Source organism: Collinsella sp. AF08-23, assembly GCF_003479805.1.
GTDB lineage: Bacteria > Actinomycetota > Coriobacteriia > Coriobacteriales > Coriobacteriaceae > Collinsella.
The window spans coordinates 187392-203816 of record NZ_QUHV01000002.1; the positions used below are offsets into that span (position 1 = coordinate 187392).

The following is a 16425-nucleotide window of genomic DNA, read 5'->3' on the forward strand; positions in this document are numbered from 1 at the left end:
ACGCTTCCCTCCTCTTTCAGGCCAATCTCGGGCACCTGGAAAACCCGTCTCCGCTTCAGGGTTTTGTTGCTGATTTTTCGTTGTTGATTTCACTTCTTTAGAAGAGGTTTGAGATGAAGGTTTCTTACGAATGGTTGAAATCGATGGTCGAGCTGCCGGATGATCCCTCGGAGCTCGCGCGTGAGTTCATTCGCACCGGCACCGAGGTCGAGTCCATCGACACGGTGGGCGAGGCATATCACAAGATCGTCACGGCGAAGGTGGTCTCCAAGGAGGCGCACCCCGATTCCGACCACCTGTGGGTCACCCTGGTCGACGTGGGCGCCAACAACGTCGACGCCGACGGCAACCCCGAGCCCCTGCAGATTGTGTGCGGCGCGCAGAACTTCAATGAGGGCGACCACATCGTGACCGCCATGATCGGCGCGGAACTGCCGGGCGACGTGCACATCAAGAAGGGCAAGCTGCGCGGCGTCGTATCCTGCGGCATGAACTGCTCCCAGCGCGAGCTTGGCCTGTCCGGAGACCACGAGGGCATCTGGATTCTGCCCGCGGACGCGCCCGTGGGCATGCCGCTTGCCCAGTACCTCGGTAGCTCCGATACGGTCCTCGATTGCGAGATCACGCCCAACCGCCCCGACTGCCTGTCCATGATCGGCATCGCCCGCGAAGTCGGAGCCATCTACGACCGCGATTTCCACGTGGAGCTTCCCCAGGTCAAGGCCGAGGCCGGCGCGTCCGCGGCTGAGACCGTCTCCGTCGAGCTCATCGACGAGGGCCTGTGCGAACGCTACGTCGCCCGCGTGGTGCGCGGCGTCAAGGTGGGTCCCTCGCCCGAATGGCTCGTCCAGCGCCTGAACGCCTGCGGCGTGCGCACCCACAACAACGTGGTCGACGTCACCAACTACGTCATGATGCTCACCGGCCAGCCCCTGCACGCGTTCGACCTCTCCGCCTTCGAGGAGCGCGACGGCAAGCGCGCCGTGGCCGTGCGCGCCGCGCGCGAGGGCGAGCGGTTCCGCACCCTCGACGACGTGGAGCGCACGCTTTCGGCGGGCATGGGCCTTATCGCCACGGGCGAGCGCGGCGCCACGCCGGTGGCGCTCGCCGGCGTCATGGGCGGCATGGACTCCGAGGTCACCGACGCCACCGTCGACGTCCTGGTGGAGAGCGCTTGCTTCAACGCGGGCCGCACCTCCCACACGAGTCGCGACCTGTCGCTCATTTCGGACGCCTCCATCCGCTTCGAGCGTCAGGTCGATGAGACCGGATGCGTCGACGTGGCGAACCTGGCGTGCGCCCTGATCGAGGAGCTCGCCGGCGGCGAGGTCGCGCCCGGATGCGTCGATGTCTATCCGGCTCCGCGCGAGGTCGCCCCTGTCGAGCTCAGGCTCGCGCGCGTGCACGCCATCTGCGGCGCCGATATCGCCCCCGACTTCATCGAGCGCTCCCTCACCCGCCTGGGCTGCAAGGTGTCCGCGTCCGGTGAGGGCGACGGCCTCGTCTACAGCATCGTGCCCCCCACCTTCCGCCCCGACCTCCCGCGCGAGATCGACCTGATCGAGGAGGTCTTGCGCCTGTGGGGCATGGGGCGCGTCGAGGCGACCATCCCCGCCGCCAAGAACCACATCGGCGGACTCACCCGCGAGCAGCGCCTCACCCGTAAGGTCGGCCGGATCCTGCGCTCCTGCGGCCTCAACGAGACCATGAACTTCTCCTTCGCCGCGCCGGGCGACCTCGAGCGCATCGGCATGACGGAGGAGGGCCGCGGCTGCGCCGTCGAGCTCATGAACCCGCTTGTCGCTGAGCAGACCGAGATGCGTCGCTCGCTCATCCCCGGCCTGCTGCAGTCCGTCGAGTTCAACATCAAGCACAGCACGGCGAACGTGCAACTCTATGAGATCGGCACCCTCTTCTTCGGCCGCGAGAACGCAAGCGCCCCTAAGGAGCGCGAGGCCGTCGCGGGCGTCATGTCCGGCTCTATGGGCGACGTGACGTGGAACTACAAGCCCATGCCGCTGCGCTTCTTCGACGGCAAGGGCGTCGTCGAGGAACTGCTGGAGCAGATGCGCATCCCAAAGGTCCGCTTCCGCGCCGCCGAGGGCGAGGGCTACGCCTTCCTGCAGCCTGGGCGCTGTGCCGAGGTTCTCTCCGGCGGTACCGTGCTCGGCTGGGTCGGCGAGATCCACCCCGACGCGCGCGACGTCTATGGCATCGATATCCCCGTGGTCGCGTTCGAGCTCAACCTCGAGGCGCTGCTCAAGCTCTCCGGGGCCCAGGAGGCCTATCGCGAGTTCTCGCAGTTCCCGAGCGTCGAGCACGACCTCGCCATCGTGGTCGACGACTCCGTCACCTGCGAGGACCTGGAGCGCCGTCTGCGCTCCGCCGGCGGTAAACTCCTGGTGGGCGTGCGCCTGTTCGACGTGTACCGCGATGCCGAGCGCGTGGGCGAGGGCAAGAAGTCTATGGCGTTCGCGCTCACCTATCGCGCCGACGACCACACGCTCACGAGTGAGGAAGTGGAGAAGGCTCACTCCAAGCTCGTGACCAAGGTGTGTAAGGCCACTGGCGGCGAGGTCCGGTCGTAAAACGTCCCCAGGCACCCCACCTCCGGGCGAACCTAAAGGCTTATGTACCTCAGTACACCGCGCCTTTACGTTCGCCCGGATCTGGGGCACCTGGAAAACCTTTAACGGCCGGATTCTCTAGGCACCCCACCTCGCCTTTCAATCGTCGGGCGCCGCGCGTAAGGCGTGCGCCCTCCTCTTTCGGGGCGATCTGGGGCACCTGGGAATGTTTGCACTGCGGTTGGGGCGCACGACGACGCGAGAGAAGATTGAGGTATGCCATCCTGGAACATACATATCGCGCATGCGGAGGGGCTGCTTGAGGATGGCGGCCCCTTCGCGGGCGTCGTGCGGGACCGCAACGCGTTCCTGTTTGGCAACTTCGTGCCCGACATTTACGTGGGCTACATGGTGCCGAGTGTGGCCGAGCCCATCCCGTATCGCGTGACGCATTTCGCCGCTCCCGAGCATATCCCTAAACCCCGCGAGGCGGAGTTTTGGCATACCTATGTGGCGCCCATGGCTCATGAGTTGGGCATTACCGGCGTGCTTGCCGATGGTGCCAATGCCGCACCCGGTGCTTCTGCTGGCCGCACGATCATCCTTGCGCCCGACGATGACGTGGCAAGGGGGTGCACGAGCGACGCGGCGGGAAGGCCCACCGACTCCGCGGCAAGGAAAGCCCTCATCATCGAGGCGGGTTCGCTTGCGCGCGAGGTGGCACATGTGTCACCCGCGCACACCCCGAACTATGAGCTGAAGGTCGACCCCGCCCTCACCGCCTCGCTTCAGGTGCAGGCCTTCGAGGCCGTCCGCGAGACGGACAAGGCTGTGGATGCGCGCCGCTCCCAGTTCGACATGGTGCTGGGCACCTGGACGCATCTGCTTGCCGACACCATCTGGAACCAACGCGTCAGCGATTTCCTTGACGAGCTGGGGCAAAAACCCAGCCGCGACTTCCGTATTAAGAAGCAGGGGGACTTCGATCAGTTTGGCAAGTCGTTGCGCATCGACGCCTTCCCCGTTGCAACTCCGCGCCTGCTCGATGCGGCCGCGGCATTCCCGCAGTATGCGATTGATGAGTGCTCGGTGCTGTACACAGTGGCGATCGCTCATGAGATCGTGCGGACCAACAGCTTGGTTGGTGAACCGGAATACCGCTTGCTCACCAGCGAGTTTTTCGCTCAGACCTTCAACGAGGTTCAACGCACCGCCGCGAGCCTCATTCGCGAGCGGCTTTAGGGGTATCGCTCGATGTGCGGCTTCTCTGGGCTTGATGGGATGGTCGTGAGGCGCGGCGTGGCCGGGGGCGGAGATGCGGCGAGGCCGGTGACAAAGAAGGGGCTCGCTGGACAAACCAGCGAGCCCCTCTGCAGCGATGATATCGCTTGAAAGGATGCGTGTAGCGCGAGCCTTAGCGAACCTGAGCCACGTAGGCGAGGTTGGTCGAGGAGACCTTGCCCTCGAGCTCGACGGAGAGACGGGCATCGCCGGCGGTCGCGACGGTGAGATCGCCCTTCTCGACGAAGCCGAGCTCCTTGGCCGTCTCGACAGCCTTCACGATGGTGCCGTTGACGGTGCCCTGGGTGATCTCGGCCTGGCGCGGGATGACGCCCCAGTACATGATCATCTGCTGAACGGCCCACTCGTGGCGGGAGAACGCGCAGATGGGCATGTTCGGACGGAAGTGGGAGATCAGGCGAGCGGTGCGGCCGGTGGTGGTGGGCACGGTGATGCACTTGGCACCCACGGCAGTCGCCATCTGGACGGCGGACATGCCCACGACGTTGTTGACGACACGGGTGCCGGACGCGTTCTCGGGCATGGCGAGCTCGGCGTGAGCAGGCATGTACTTCTCGGTCTCGATGGCGATGCGTGCCTGCATGGCAACGGCCTCGACCGGGTACTGGCCGGCTGCGGTCTCGCCGGAGAGCATCACGGCGTCGGTACCATCGAGGATGGCGTTGGCGACGTCGGTAACCTCGGCGCGCGTCGGGCGCGGGTTGTGCTGCATGGAGTCGAGCATCTGCGTGGCGGTGATAACGGGCTTGTAAGCCGCGTTGCACTTGGCGATGATCTCCTTCTGGATGTGGGGAACGAGCTCGGGCGCGATCTCGATACCCAGGTCGCCACGAGCGACCATGATGCCGTCGGAAGCCTCGAGGATCTCGTCGAACTTCTCGACGCCCAGGGCGCACTCGATCTTGGGGAAGATCGTAACGTGCTCGCCGCCGTTGGCAAGGCAGAGCTCGCGGATCTCCTCGACGGCCTTGCCGTTACGGATGAACGACGCGGCGATGTAGTCGATGTTCTGGGTGAGGCCGAACAGGATGTCCTGGCGATCGCGCTCGGTGACGGCGGGCAGGGAGATGTCGACGTTGGGGATGTTGACGCCCTTGCGCTCGCCGATCAGGCCGTTGTTCATGACGATGCAGTGCATGTCCTGGCCGTCGATGCGCTCGACCTCAAGGCCGACCAGACCGTCGTCGATCAGGATGATGGAGCCCTTCTCAGCCTCGGAAGGAAGCTTGAGGTAGTCGAGGGAAATGTGGGAGGCGTTGCCGAGCCAGTCCTCGGTCGTGGGCTGTGCGGTGACGATGATCTTGTCGCCGGCGTGGACCTCGACCTTGGCGTGATCCTCGAGCAGGCCGGTGCGGACCTCGGGGCCCTTGGTGTCGAGCAGGATGCCGACGGGCTTGCCAACCTCGGCGGCGCAACGGCGGACGCGCTCGATGCGGCCCTGGTGCTCCTCGTAGGAGCCGTGGGAGAAGTTGAAGCGGGCGACGTTCATGCCCGCCTTGATCATCTCGCGAATGGTCTCGTCGTTGTCACAGGCAGGGCCCATGGTGCAAACGATCTTGGTGCGCTTAAGTTTCTGCTGCATTCAGACCTCCATCTGATGTCATTAACAGGCGTCGTTGGTAAGCAGATACATGGGCACATTATAGGAAAATTCAAGCCGTCCATCGTTGCAAAACGACCGCATGCCGATTCAATCTACACAGCTCTTGATTTATAAACGCCCCGTAGTAAGAGGATATGGACATTGCCTCCTATCGCGGGGCTCTCCGGTATATCGGGGATCGGCTTGGGTACCATATTGCCCTATGACAAGCCCTTGCCCAGGTTCCGGGAATTATAATCGGGTGTCAGACTGTTGGATTGGGGCGCAGCGCGCCTGTGTCCCGCTTGGCATACTCCGGGAGGGGTCAGATTGAAAGAGTACTTGGCTTCGGCTGAGGAGGTTCTCGAGGAGCAGTCCACGAGTGCCGCTCAGGGCCTGACTGCCGCCGAGGCGCAGACGCGCCTGGCGAACGTTGGTCCGAACAAACTGGACGAGGAAGAGAAGACGCCGCTGTGGAAGCGCTTCTTTGAGCAGATGGCGGACCCGATGGTCATCATGCTGCTCGTTGCGGCGGCTATCTCCGTCATCACCGGCTTCATTCAGGGCGAGCCCGAGTGGGCAGATGCCGCCATCATCCTGTCCGTCGTCATCCTGAACTCCGTCCTCGGCGTGGTTCAGGAGGCCAAGTCCGAGCAGGCGCTCGAGGCGCTGCAGGAGATGTCCGCGGCGCAGTCCAAAGTCATCCGCGACGGCAAGATGGTTCACATGGCAAGCTCCGAGCTCGTCCCCGGCGACGTCGTGCTGCTCGAGGCGGGCGACTCCGTCCCCGCCGACTGCCGCGTGCTCGAGAGCGCTTCCATGAAGATCGAGGAGGCCGCCCTCACCGGCGAGTCCGTCCCGGTCGAGAAGCACGCCAACACCATCGAGCTCGGCGAGGGCATGGACGACGTGCCGCTTGGCGACCGCAAGAACATGTGCTATATGGGCTCCACCGTCGTGTACGGCCGCGGCCGCGCCGTCGTGGTGGGCACCGGCATGAACACCGAGATGGGCAAGATCGCCACGGCCCTCACCCAGGCAAAGAAGGAGCTCACCCCGCTCCAGATGAAGCTCAACGAGCTCTCCGGCATCCTGACCAAGCTCGTGCTCGCCATCTGCGTGATCATCTTCGCGGTGGACATCGTCCGCCACTTCGGTGAGCTTGGCACCAACCCGGGTATGCTGCTCGACACCTTCATGGTCGCCGTGTCCCTGGCGGTCGCCGCCATCCCCGAGGGCCTGGTCGCTGTCGTCACCATCGTCCTGTCCATGGGTGTCACCAAGATGTCCAAGCGTCAGGCCATTATTCGCAAGATGACCGCCGTCGAGACTCTCGGATGCACCCAGATCATCTGCTCCGACAAGACCGGCACCCTCACCCAGAACAAGATGACCGTTGTCAAGCACGAGCTCGCCTGCGCCGAGGAGAAGTTCCTCGCCGGCATGGCGTTGTGCTCCGACGCCAAGTGGGATGAGGAGAAGGGCGAGGCGGTTGGCGAGCCCACCGAGTGCGCTCTCGTCAACGACGCTGCCAAGGCCGGCATGCAGGGGCTCGACGTCGAGCACCCGCGCGTGGGCGAGGCGCCGTTCGACTCCGGCCGCAAGATGATGTCCGTCGTGGTCGAGGAAGCCGACGGCACCTTCGAGCAGTACACCAAGGGCGGCCCCGACGTCGTCCTCTCCCGTTGCACCCATGTGTATGACAACGGCGAGCTCGTCCCCATGACCGATGAGCGCCGCGAGCAGATCCTCGCCGCGAACAAGGCCATGGCCGACCAGGCGCTGCGCGTGCTGGCGCTCTCCAGCCGCACCTACACCGAGAAGCCCTCTGACTTCTCCCCTGAGGCCCTCGAGCACGACCTCGTGTTCTGCGGCCTCTCCGGCATGATCGACCCCGTCCGCCCCGAGGTCACCGCCGCCATCGCGGAGGCCAAGGAGGCCGGCATCCGCGCCGTCATGATCACCGGTGACCACATCGACACCGCCGTCGCCATCGCCAAGGACCTCGGCATCGTCGAGGACGCTTCCCAGGCCATCACCGGCGCTGAGCTCGACAAGATCTCCGACGAGGAATTCAAGACCCGCGTCACCGAGATCTCCGTGTATGCCCGCGTCCAGCCCGAGCACAAGGCCCGCATCGTCGATGCCTGGAAGAGCCTGGGCAACATCGTCGCCATGACCGGCGACGGCGTGAACGACGCTCCGTCCATCAAGCGCGCCGACATCGGCGTGGGCATGGGCATCACCGGCACCGACGTCACCAAGAACGTCGCCGACATGGTTCTCGCCGACGACAACTTCGCCACCATCATCAACGCGGTGGAGGAAGGCCGTCGTATCTACGACAACATCCGCAAGGTCATCCAGTTCCTGCTGTCCGCCAACATCGCCGAGGTCCTCTCGGTGTTCGTGGCGACCCTCATCGGCTTCACCATCTTCCAGCCGGTCCAGTTGCTGTGGATCAACCTCATCACCGACTCCCTGCCGGCGCTCGCGCTTGGCATGGAGGAGGCCGAGGGTGATGTCATGAAGCGCAAGCCACGCAAGGCCTCCGATGGCGTGTTCGCCGATGGCATGGGCCTCGACATCGCCTTCCAGGGCGTCATCATCACTCTGCTGGTGCTCGCCTCCTTCTTCGCGGGCATGTTCCTGCACAACGGCTCCATCGACATGGGCATGCTGCTCGATGGCGTGCCGGATGCCGAGGGCGTGACCATGGCCTTCATCACTCTTTCGATGGTCGAGATCTTCCACTCCTTCAACATGCGCAGCCGCCGCGCCTCCATCTTCGCCATGAAGACACAGAACAAGTGGCTGTGGGGTGCCGCCGTTCTCGCCCTCGTGCTGACGGTCATCCCGGTCGAGGTCGACTTCCTCGCCGAGGTCTTCGGCTTCATGACCCTCGATCCGATGGCGCTGCTCGCTGCTCTTGGCCTCGCCTTCCTGATCATCCCGATCATGGAGGTCTACAAGGCCGTTATGCGCAACATCGAGAAAAACAAGGCGTAAGGGAAGGGACCGAGGCGTAAGCGTGGCTGACGTTTTGGAACATATTCCGAGCTTTGGAGACCTGCGTGCATCCAGCGCGCAGGTCTCTGCGTTTGAGCAGGCGCGCTCGGAGCTCGATGCAGCGGGGGATGTGCCCGCCGCAGAGATTGAGCTGGGTGCCGTGGTGCGCTTGGATCGTGGTTTTCCCATGATTGCGACGGCTTCGGGCGCGTTGCTGCGCGCCGAGCATGCCGTTGATTTTGCCAAAGGAAAGCGCGGCAAGCGTGGTAAGCACGGCCGGGGCGGCACAGGTAGGACCGCGGGGGCAGATGAGGCTGCCGAGCGCGTTCTGCCCAGCGTGGGCGATTTCGTGGCGGTCCGTGTCTCGCCAAACCACGACATGGGCGTAATTCTGCGCGTTCTGCCCCGACGTACGGCATTTGAGCGCTGGCGCGGCAAGAACCGCGGCGAGCGCCAGGTGCTGGCAGCGAACGTCGACGTGATCTTTATCGTGCAGCCTTTGGGTGCCGAGCGCGATACGTTGTCGCTTATGCGTGACCGTATCGCCCGCTCACTCGTACTCGCGCGCGACTGCGGTGCCGAGCCGGTTGTGATCCTCACGAAAATCGACCGGTGTGAGGCGGGCGAGGTTCAAGCGGTTGTTGAGGATATTCGGCGGCTGGTTGGCGAGGGTGTGTCCGTGATTGCGACCTCCTCGCGTACGGGGGTGGGTCTCGATGAGGTCCGGTCTTGCATTCCCCACGGCGCGGTCGGCATGATCTTGGGCGAGTCCGGTGCAGGCAAATCGACGCTGCTCAACACGCTGCTCGGTGCCGAGGCGCTCGAGACGAGCGAGGTGCGTGAACGTGATGATGCTGGGCGGCATACCACCGTCGCGCGTATCATGGTCGCGCTGCCTGAACCTTGCGGTGTCATAGCCGATTGCCCGGGATTGCGCTCGTTGCCGCTCGTTGGGCATGAACGAGGGCTCGCACGAGCATTTCCCGAGGTCATCGATGCTGCGCATACCTGTCGATTCAATGACTGCTCTCATGTGCACGAGCCGGGATGTGGTGTGTTGCAGGGCGTAGAAGATGGGGAGATCGAGCGCGTGCGCGTGGACGCGTTTTTGGCGCTCGCTTCCGAGATGCGCGTGAGTGTGCAGAGCTTGGACCCCGATATCCACCTCTAACCAGGGATTTCCTCACGCGTGAGCGAAAGACAACGACATAGCTCGATCGCAGGGTCGCTCGGTATGGGCGGCCCTGTTCTCTATGCGCGTCGACCGTGGGCCTTCGTGCGCTCGGACACAGGTTTGGCCTGGGTCTGGCACAGGCCTGTCATCGGGTGCCAGCTGGTGGTATGAGCCCTCAACAGGTCGCTGCGGAGTTTCTCAATTAGTCGCCTTCGCGAGTTCCGCGGGGTTCGAGAATCGAGTCACGGGACGCATGCGACTGGGGGGATCGGTACATGAATCGAAGCAGAAGGCTCGCAATCAGCGTTTTTGCCGGATTGGCGGCCGCGCTCGTGTGCTTTATGGCGGTAACCGGCGCGCACCGCGATGCGGAGCGTGTGGAGCAGGAGATGCTGGCGCAATACGGTGGCGAGTTGACGAGCGTTTGCGTGGCCAGCCGGGAGATCGAGCCTGGTGAGAAGATCGACGAGGGCAACGTCGTGGTGACGGAATGGGTTTCCACCTTACTGCCCCAAGGCGCGATAACCGGTCTTTCAAGTGTGCTGGGTCGAACGGCGACGGCGCAGATCCCCGCGCATGCGCCCCTCGCGGAGGCGTATTTCGAGCAACGTGAGGGCGCGGTGGACATCCCGCGCGGGATGGTCGCGGTCTCGGTTGCGAGCGATCCGGAGCACGCGGTTGGAGGCATGCTCACGCGGGGTGAGACGGTTGACGTCTATGCCTTAGGCGACGCGCTCGCAGACAAGTTGACGAGCGCGCAGGTAATCGACTCAAGTGCCCTGGCTTCCGGCGGCGGGGATGTTCAATGGGTGACGCTCGCGGTACGTCCCTCGGCTGTGCGCGAATTGCTGGCGGCGACGTCGAGCGGCATGGTCACCTTGGTCGTTCCAGGTACGCAGGCGGAGCAGTCAGACGAAGGGGAATCCGCTGGCGAGGATGAGCCGGAGGCGGATGCGTCTGCGGATGATTCGCCATCAGGGAAAGAAGGCGAGTGACGGATGGAATCGATTTGGCTGGTGTACTGCGCGGAGAGCGCATACGGACGTGTTCGCGCGGAAGTGCGCAAGCGTGATGTACGTGCGCGGATCGCCCGCGTGAATTCGGTGGAGGGCGCCGTGCAACTGGGGAGGGCGTGTGCCGCGGCAGATGTCCATGTGGTGTTTGGCTGCGATTCCCAGGCGGTCGCGACGACGGTGGCGGGGATGGCGTTCGTACGGCAATCGCTTGATGGGGTCGAGGTACTCGTGATCGCCGACGGCTGCGATGCGCCGTCCATCGCGCATTTGCTGCGTACCGGTGCAACTGAGGTCATCGCGACGGGGGCGAGTGAGGACGCGCAGGTGCGCTCCGAAGACTCAACCACGTTAGAAGCATGCATGGAACCCGACGAATTCCCGCAGCGGACGGGCGAGATAGCCCTCGTTCGCGATGACATGGTTCCTCTTGAGGAGCTGTGGCCGCCGCTTGATGAGCCGGATGACGCGGAATGGCCTGAGGACGTGTCGATCATGTCGCCGCCCGTGGCCGAGCTGCGTGACGGTGCGCCGGCAGGCGGAGAGGAGGCGGCGAGCGATTTGCGCGAGGTTGCGGCACGTGCGGGCACGCGTTCGGTTGCGCACGCGGCGACGGGGACGCACCGTGCGCCGCTCGTCACGGTTGTTTCTGGCAGGGGAGGCGTTGGAAAGACGACCCTTGTGGCAGCTCTGGCCGCTTCTTCCGCTCGCGCCGGGTTGCGTGCCGCGGTTCTTGATCTCGACTTGATGTTCGGCGACCTGCCCGCCGTGTTGGGGGCGGAAACTCGCAAGGGACTCGAGGGCCTTGTTGCCCATGAGCGCGATGATTTCATCGCGGAGTGCGACGTCGAGGCGACGGCGATGCGCGTGGGTCCCGGTTTGACGCTGTGGGGCCCACTGACAGAAGGCGAGAAGGCAGAGTTGTTTGGCACCCCAATCGAGCAGCTTATCGAGGTGCTTCGGGGCGCGGCGGATGTGATTTACGCCGACACCTCGAACAACTGGGGAGATGCGGCGGCAGTTGCAATTGGCGCATGCGACCGTTGTTTGATTGTGGGCGGCAGCGGAGAGACCTCGGGGTCATCGGCGGCGGCAGTCGTCTCGCTCGCGGCGCGGTTGGGCGTCCCAGCGACACGGATGACCAGCGTGTTCAATCGGATAGGTGCCCGTGGGTGCGGAGAGGAGGAGGCGCTGCGATTCGAGATGGGCACCTCGCTACGTTCGCGCGTTCGGATAGCGGATGGCGGCGAAGACGTGAGAGGCATGCTCTCATTCGGCAAGCTCGACGCCTTGGTTGCGGGAAACAGCGCGTTTGCCGAGAGCGTGCGGACCTTTGCGGCGCAGCTACTTGGGGAGCTGGGCTGTTCGGTCGATAAGCGCCTCATGGCCGCGTCGCCACAGGGAGAGACGCGCGGGACGAAGTTCCGGTTGCCGTGGCGCAAAAGGAGCGGTGGTGCACGATGAGCTTGATGCATCGGATAGCCCGTGTCCAAGCCGGCGGTGGGAGCGCCCGCGCGGAGGGGCCGCAACGCGGACGCGCATCGTGTGTGACGGATTCGCCAGACTCCGTCCCGCGGGCCATGAGGGTGCATATCATGCGCCTGATGATGGATCGCGTTGGGTTTGCCGAGGTTGCCCGTATCGTCAAGGTGCCCGACGTCGAACAGGCGCGCGTCGAGTTGCGGCCGGCCCTCGAGGCGGTCATCAATGCGGATACGACAATCGACCTGGGCGTGCGAGAGCGTGAGCGCGTTATCTCCGATGTGCTTGATGACGTGGTGGGGCTCGGCCCCTTGCAGTCGTTGCTGGAAGACGATGAGGTGACCGAGATCATGGTCAACGGCTGCGCATCGACCTTCATCGAGCGCGGCGGCGTGTTGAGTCCAATAGGCAGGCCATTTGAATCGGATGAGCAGATACGCATCCTCATCGACCGGATCATATCGCCGCTGGGTCGCCGTGTCGATGAGCGAAGCCCCATGGTGAACGCGCGCTTGCCGAACGGTTATCGCGTGAATGCGGTGATCCCGCCAGTCGCCATCGACGGCCCCACGCTCACCATCCGAAAGTTCTCGGATCGGATCAGCTCATTGGAGCACCTGGTGCGCTTGGGGTCTCTTCCGGCATGGTACGCGCAGATGCTCTCGTTCGCCGTGCGCCTTCGTGAGGACCTTGCGGTGGTAGGTGGCACGGGATCGGGAAAGACGACCCTGCTCAATGCCCTGTCGTGCGAGATTCCGCATGGCGAGCGGATTGTGACCATAGAGGACTCGGCCGAGCTCAAGTTCACGCACCATCCGCACGTCGTCCGGCTCGAAGCGCGCGAGGCGTCGATTGAGGGTGAGGGAGCTGTCACGATCCACGACCTGCTGGTGAATGCGTTGCGCATGCGCCCCGACCGCATCGTGGTGGGTGAGGTGCGCAATCGCGAGGCCATCGACATGCTCGAGGCCATGAGCACCGGCCACGATGGTTCGCTTACGACGTTGCATGCGGGCAGTGCCGAGGAGGCGGTGGTCCGCCTGACCTTGCTCGCCCGTTACGGCATCGATCTCGCAAGCTCCCTCATCGAGGAGCAGATCGCGATGGCGCTCGACGGGATCGTGATGTCGGTGCGAACCCCGTCGGGCAGGAGATACGTCTCGTCGTACACGGGGGTGTCGCGTGCGCCGGGAGGCGGCGTCGAATTGACTGAGTACGTGCGTGGGGACGCCGTCGCCCACACGTGGGAATTGGTTCGGGAGCCACCGTTCATTGGCGAGGCGCTGCGAACGGGGGCGCTGGAGCAAGAGGAGGTCGATAGATGGAGGTCATCGTGTCAGCGAGCGTTGGAGTGCTCACGACCATCAGCCTAGCGGGCCTGTTGGCTCCCGGCCTGTCTGGTGAGTTGACGATCGCGCGCAGGCGGCTCGCGCTCATTTTGAGGGGCGTGGAACGAGCGTTGCGCCATGTGCGCGATGAGATTGAGGGGAAGCTTGCCGCGCGCGGTGTCCTCACCCCGCGTAAGCGGGCGGAGCGCGACCGAGTTGAGCGCGCGATGCCCGAGGCGTTTGGCTCGTTGGCGGTTTCTCTTGGTTCGGGCCTGTCTCTTTCCCAAGCGATGCAGTATGTGGGCAGCCGTGCGGAGGAACCGGTGCGCACCGAGTTCCTACACGCCTCTGCGCTCATGACCTGCGGTGTCTCGTCGGTCGATGCTCTTGATGAGTTGGTGGAGCGCCTCGATGCGCCCGCTTTGGATTTGGTGGTGCTCGCCCTCAAGGTTTCCCGCAGGACAGGAGCGGCATTGGGCGGGTTACTCTCAGAAGCCGCCGGGTTGGTTGGGGAGCGCATAGCCCTGATGCGCCAGCTCGAGGTGAAGACGGCGCAAGTGCGCATGTCGGCTCGATTGGTAGCCGGAATGCCCGTCTTTATGGTGGGGTTCCTCTCGTTGGCGTCGAGTGATTTCCGGGCGGGAGTGTTCACACCTTCCGGCCTTGGGTCTCTGGCCGTCGCGTTGTTCCTGAACATATTCGCTTGGTCGATCATCCGCAAGATCATGCGAGTTGGTGTGTGATGCGAGGGGTGTATATCGCCATACCGGTCGTGGCATCTGGTTCGCTGGCAACGATATCTGCCTTTCTCTTTTTGGGATGGGCAAGTGACGACCGTCGGCTTACCTGCACCCGTTGGGCGCAGACGTTGCGAAGGGATGGCGCGCGGATCGTCGCATCACTTGAAGCGATGGTGCGTAGGGTTCTGAGGGTGGAGGCCCCCTCGAGGGCTTCTGCAACGTTGAGCGAGGTTTCCGAGATGATCGATATCGTTCGTCTGGGCCTGTCCGCCGGCTTGTCGTTCGATGCGGCTGTGGGCATGTACTGCGATGGCAGATCGGGCGGGCTCTCCACGCGTCTGGCGCAGGCGCGCGTGTCGTGGCAATCGGGTTTGACGACGCGGGAAGAGGAGCTCCAGGCGGTTGCGCATGAGGTGGGATTGAGGGCGCTCGAGGTGTTTGCGGTCGCCGTTTCCCAGGCTCTCGAGCTGGGCGCGCCGTTGTCCGAGACGCTTGAGGGACAAAGCCGGGAGATCCGCGCCGCCCATCGCGCCGAGGTTGAACGTCAAATCGAGCGGGCTCCGGTCAAGCTCCTCATACCAACGGGGACGCTCATCTTGCCCGCCTTGTTGTTGTCCATTTTGGGCCCGCTGCTTGCTGCCGGCGGGATGATGTAGGGAGGTACCCATGATTGCACTAGTCGAGTATCTGGCCGAGGTTTGTGAAGAAGCGCGCGCTCGCGCTACGGTTGCCTGCCAACAAGTGGGCAATGCATGCATCAATGCCGCCCATGAGGAGAAGGCGCAGGGAACGACCGAGTACGCGATTTTGGTTGGCGTGCTGGTGGTGATAGCGATCATCGCGATCATCGCGTTTCGAGACAAGGTGAGCGAGCTGTGGAACGCCATTTCGAACGGAATCAACGGTCTGTGAGTGGACGCGCACTGCGTGCGCTCGTCTATGTCCTGCCCCTTGTCTGCATAGGCATCGCGATTGTCGCGGCACTGATAGGGCAGGGTGCGACGCAGGTTGATGACGATGTCTTCACGCGGGATGAGGCTGAGGCGGGAGGGCAGGCTGGCGTATTGGAGCGTGCGCGAGCGTTATTGGGCGCGAAGACGCGCGAGAGCTCGACCGAGACGTTTTTACGCGATTTGGCTCTCAACTCGCGTGCTCAAGACGCTGGTGCGACGGCTTCGGATGGCGAGGGGGCAACCGATGCCCTGTGTTGGGTCGAGGAGGTTGATCTTCCCGTTGTTGCCGAGAACGTGCTGCGTGCCTATGCGGATACCGGAGAGGCAAGGCTTGCCGCCAGCGGCTACCTCGATATGCAGGGAAATGTTTGGGGCGCCATCGTGCAGGGAGGGGATGCTTGGTGCGACGTGGTCCTGGTGAATACGGAAGGCGGGCGGGAGAGCACGGTCAGGGTGACTCGACTGCTTCTAGGCGAGGTCTAGCGCGCTCCCGCCGTGCAGGGAGGTGCCATGGAAGGCTGGATAAGGCGATGGTTGGGGTATGGCACCAGCATGGACGGCTGGTGCACGTGCTTGGTGAGCGGGCGGCGCAGGGGACGGTCGAATACGCCCTCACCGTCGTTGCGCTTCTTGCGATGGTGGTGGGAATGGCGGCGTTGTGGCGTGCTGCCGTTGACGGGACGCTTGCGGAGCTCGTGCGCGCCGCGGCATCGCATGCGTTCAGTGCGGGAGGAGCCATCGACATATCCCTGTATTGAGATGTTGGCAGAGGACCGCGCCCAGGCGACTGTCGAGGCGGCCTTGCTGATTCCATCGTTTCTGCTGCTGTTGCTGCTCATGCTCCAGCCCGTCTGCCTGCTCTACACGCGCGCGATCATGGAATCCGCGGCTGCCGAGACGGCTAGGTTGATGACGACGGCCACGCTGGAGGACGACGAGGCATATCGGGCGTTCGCGCTTCGCAGGCTCTCCGCCATACCTGATCTGGCGATCTTTCATGCGGGAGGTTCCCAATCATGGGAGATCGAGTGTGGGCGCGCGGCAGATACGGGTGGAACCGTCCGCGTATCCATCGAGGGGCATGTTCGGCCGCTTCCCATCTTGGGGGCGTTTGCGGGTGCGATGGGCGAGGTGAACGGATACGGCGATGTGCGGATGCGGGTCGATGTCTCGTATGAGGGCAGGCCAGAGTGGCTGGAGGGTGAGTATGCGGAATGGGTTGAGATGTGGGATACATGAGTTGAGGGCTGACCTTCTTGGAAGCCGGTGGCCCCG

General features: G+C 64.0%; 14 protein-coding genes. 13 read left to right on the forward strand and 1 reads right to left on the reverse strand.

Annotated elements, in window-relative coordinates; translation table 11 throughout:
- The first annotated feature begins 113 nt into the window (after positions 1 to 113).
- Together pheT and DWV48_RS02120 are read left to right on the forward strand one after the other, a co-directional pair.
- The gene (gene pheT / locus DWV48_RS02115) at positions 114 to 2588 is read left to right on the forward strand and encodes a phenylalanine--tRNA ligase subunit beta (protein WP_118652958.1); all 2475 of its coding nucleotides are present in this window, start codon (positions 114 to 116) and stop codon (positions 2586 to 2588) included.
- A gap of 255 nt (positions 2589 to 2843) precedes the next feature.
- Positions 2844 to 3809, forward strand: a complete 966-nt coding sequence (locus tag DWV48_RS02120; RefSeq protein ID WP_118652960.1) for a hypothetical protein — start codon at positions 2844 to 2846, stop codon at positions 3807 to 3809.
- A gap of 172 nt (positions 3810 to 3981) precedes the next feature.
- Here DWV48_RS02120 and pyk read toward each other — a convergent pair whose 3' ends face one another.
- Positions 3982 to 5451, reverse strand: coding sequence for a pyruvate kinase (gene pyk / locus DWV48_RS02125; RefSeq protein WP_118652962.1), 1470 nt, complete (start codon positions 5449 to 5451; stop codon positions 3982 to 3984).
- Between the two features lie 330 nt (positions 5452 to 5781).
- On the opposite strand from pyk, the gene DWV48_RS02130 reads away from it, so the two are divergent.
- The 11 genes from DWV48_RS02130 (at position 5782) to DWV48_RS02180 (ending at position 16389) form a co-directional block, all read left to right on the forward strand.
- Positions 5782 to 8460, forward strand: coding sequence for a cation-translocating P-type ATPase (locus DWV48_RS02130; RefSeq protein WP_118652964.1), 2679 nt, complete (start codon positions 5782 to 5784; stop codon positions 8458 to 8460).
- Between the two features lie 22 nt (positions 8461 to 8482).
- Complete coding sequence (gene rsgA, locus DWV48_RS02135) at positions 8483 to 9631, forward strand: ribosome small subunit-dependent GTPase A (protein ID WP_118652966.1); 1149 nt, start codon at positions 8483 to 8485, stop codon at positions 9629 to 9631.
- Between the two features lie 278 nt (positions 9632 to 9909).
- Positions 9910 to 10629 carry a Flp pilus assembly protein CpaB gene (gene cpaB / locus DWV48_RS02140; protein ID WP_118652968.1) on the forward strand — a complete coding sequence of 240 codons (720 nt, stop codon included), beginning with the start codon at positions 9910 to 9912 and terminating at the stop codon, positions 10627 to 10629.
- Positions 10630 to 10632: 3 nt separating this feature from the next.
- Entirely contained in the window at positions 10633 to 12111 is a 1479-nt protein-coding gene (locus tag DWV48_RS02145) for a P-loop NTPase (RefSeq protein ID WP_118652970.1), read from the forward strand.
- A 116-nt stretch (positions 12112 to 12227) separates the two neighbouring features.
- The gene (locus tag DWV48_RS02150; RefSeq protein WP_199588841.1) at positions 12228 to 13502 is read left to right on the forward strand and encodes a CpaF family protein; all 1275 of its coding nucleotides are present in this window, start codon (positions 12228 to 12230) and stop codon (positions 13500 to 13502) included.
- Positions 13451 to 14200 carry a type II secretion system F family protein gene (locus tag DWV48_RS02155; protein WP_118652974.1) on the forward strand — a complete coding sequence of 250 codons (750 nt, stop codon included), beginning with the start codon at positions 13451 to 13453 and terminating at the stop codon, positions 14198 to 14200. Before DWV48_RS02150 ends, DWV48_RS02155 begins: the two co-directional genes overlap by 52 nt.
- Positions 14201 to 14436: 236 nt before the next feature.
- A complete protein-coding gene (locus tag DWV48_RS09355) occupies positions 14437 to 14853 on the forward strand; it encodes a type II secretion system F family protein (protein ID WP_233546057.1) in 417 nt (138 codons plus the stop codon).
- 10 nt (positions 14854 to 14863) lie between these two features.
- Entirely contained in the window at positions 14864 to 15109 is a 246-nt protein-coding gene (locus tag DWV48_RS02165; protein ID WP_118652978.1) for a class III signal peptide-containing protein, read from the forward strand.
- Positions 15106 to 15633, forward strand: a complete 528-nt coding sequence (locus DWV48_RS02170; protein ID WP_118652980.1) for a hypothetical protein — start codon at positions 15106 to 15108, stop codon at positions 15631 to 15633. The genes DWV48_RS02165 and DWV48_RS02170 overlap by 4 nt, the downstream gene beginning before the upstream one ends.
- A gap of 80 nt (positions 15634 to 15713) precedes the next feature.
- Complete coding sequence (locus tag DWV48_RS02175) at positions 15714 to 15908, forward strand: hypothetical protein (protein ID WP_147352833.1); 195 nt, start codon at positions 15714 to 15716, stop codon at positions 15906 to 15908.
- Position 15909: 1 nt separating this feature from the next.
- The gene (locus tag DWV48_RS02180) at positions 15910 to 16389 is read left to right on the forward strand and encodes a TadE/TadG family type IV pilus assembly protein (protein WP_118652983.1); all 480 of its coding nucleotides are present in this window, start codon (positions 15910 to 15912) and stop codon (positions 16387 to 16389) included.
- The last annotated feature ends 36 nt before the right edge of the window (positions 16390 to 16425 follow it).

What these genes read in the sequence shown, in the direction of transcription:
- pheT (WP_118652958.1), top strand. Translation starts at nt 114, where the DNA reads ATGAAGGTTTCTTACGAATGGTTGAAATCGATGGTCGAGCTGCCGGAT.
- DWV48_RS02120 (WP_118652960.1), top strand. Translation starts at nt 2,844, where the DNA reads ATGCCATCCTGGAACATACATATCGCGCATGCGGAGGGGCTGCTTGAG.
- pyk (WP_118652962.1), bottom strand. Translation starts at nt 5,451, where the DNA reads ATGCAGCAGAAACTTAAGCGCACCAAGATCGTTTGCACCATGGGCCCT.
- cpaB (WP_118652968.1), top strand. Translation starts at nt 9,910, where the DNA reads ATGAATCGAAGCAGAAGGCTCGCAATCAGCGTTTTTGCCGGATTGGCG.
- DWV48_RS02145 (WP_118652970.1), top strand. Translation starts at nt 10,633, where the DNA reads ATGGAATCGATTTGGCTGGTGTACTGCGCGGAGAGCGCATACGGACGT.
- DWV48_RS02150 (WP_199588841.1), top strand. Translation starts at nt 12,228, where the DNA reads ATGAGGGTGCATATCATGCGCCTGATGATGGATCGCGTTGGGTTTGCC.
- DWV48_RS02155 (WP_118652974.1), top strand. Translation starts at nt 13,451, where the DNA reads ATGGAGGTCATCGTGTCAGCGAGCGTTGGAGTGCTCACGACCATCAGC.
- DWV48_RS09355 (WP_233546057.1), top strand. Translation starts at nt 14,437, where the DNA reads ATGATCGATATCGTTCGTCTGGGCCTGTCCGCCGGCTTGTCGTTCGAT.
- DWV48_RS02165 (WP_118652978.1), top strand. Translation starts at nt 14,864, where the DNA reads ATGATTGCACTAGTCGAGTATCTGGCCGAGGTTTGTGAAGAAGCGCGC.
- DWV48_RS02180 (WP_118652983.1), top strand. Translation starts at nt 15,910, where the DNA reads ATGTTGGCAGAGGACCGCGCCCAGGCGACTGTCGAGGCGGCCTTGCTG.